General features: G+C 47.1%; 1 protein-coding gene and 1 pseudogene. Both read right to left on the reverse strand.

The window, feature by feature from the left end; all coding sequences use genetic code 11:
* Nucleotides 1–99 (reverse strand): annotated as a pseudogene (locus R7070_RS25455) (C4-dicarboxylate ABC transporter); the annotation flags it as partial.
* A 125-nt stretch (nt 100–224) separates the two neighbouring features.
* Nucleotides 225–1,300, reverse strand: a 1,076-nt coding sequence (locus R7070_RS25460; protein ID WP_318141420.1) for a TRAP transporter substrate-binding protein, incomplete at its 5' end; no start/stop codon positions are given.

Consider the following 1,300-nt stretch of genomic DNA (forward strand, 5'->3'; position numbering starts at 1 on the left):
CACGTTCAACAACAACAAAATGAAGAGGATGCTGGATAACCACCCCAGAAAATCACCAAAGCGGTTGAAGATTCGCTCAATATAGATAAGGCTTCTCATTCCGAACTCCATGGAACGTGTGGGTTGGCTCCGCAGTATCTACGGAGCGTTTTTATGATTTTTATTTGAAATTTTTCTTGGGCTTCCTCGTCGGCCAAATCATACGATTTGGCCAGACCGAGTTTTTATTGCGCTTGGCTATTCAAGTACGCTCGGTGCGAGATGTTCGACCATGGACGAACTTGCTTAATGTAGTTCGCTTGAGATTCTTGAATCTCTTTTGCCAACGCATCTTCCTCAGCATGCTGTTTAAGCAGCTTGTCATTGGCAGCACGCAGCGCATCCATCACCTCAGGTGGGAAATCTTTTACTTCCACATTTGGGTACTCAGACTGAATAGATGCCCAGTTTTTGCCGCTTTCATGCTTCGATTGCGTGTACATGTCGTACGCAGCGGTTTTCATCGCGACTTGGAGAATTGCTTTCAGATCATCCGGTAGACGCTCCCAAGTTCGCTTATTGACGAGGAACTGAAGCTCAGTCGCTGGCTCATGCCAACCTGTGTAGTAGTATGGCGCAATTTTGTGAAAGCCCATGCGTAAATCCAAAGACGGACCTACCCACTCCAACGCATCGATAGTGCGACGCTCAAGTGAGGTATAAAGCTCACCCGGTGCAATGTTGGTTGGCTTCGCGCCTAATTCTGCCAAGATTTCACCCGCAAAACCCGGAATACGCATCTTCAACCCTTGCAGGTCATCGACCGACTTAATTTCTTTTTGGAACCAGCCACCCATCTGAACATCGGTGTTACCACCAGGGAAAGACATCAAATTGTGCGGAGAGTAAACCTTCTCCATCAACTCCATCCCGCCACCGTAGTAGAACCATGCGTATTGTTCTGTCGGCAACATTCCGAAAGGCATAGAAGTGAAGTAAAGCGTGTTTGGCACTTTGCCTTTCCAGTAATAAGACGCAGAGTGTCCCATGTCGTATTGGCCGGATTTCACCATGTCAAATACGCCAAATGGTGCTTTGTGTTTGTTCGCAGAGTCGATACGAATTTGTAGACGACCATTTGACATTTCCTCTGCCATTTTCGCCATATTTTTCGTCGTGTCGCCAAAGATTGGGAAGTTAGGCCCCCACGTTTCAGCCAGCTTGAGGCGATATACTTTTTCAGCAGCATTTGCAGAAGTTGCCACGAATGTCATCGCTGCCACTACGGCAGTCATTTTGAGCACTCGTTTCAAAGATTTTT

Source organism: Vibrio sp. 1557 (genome assembly GCF_033340175.1).
Lineage (GTDB): Bacteria > Pseudomonadota > Gammaproteobacteria > Enterobacterales > Vibrionaceae > Vibrio > Vibrio alginolyticus.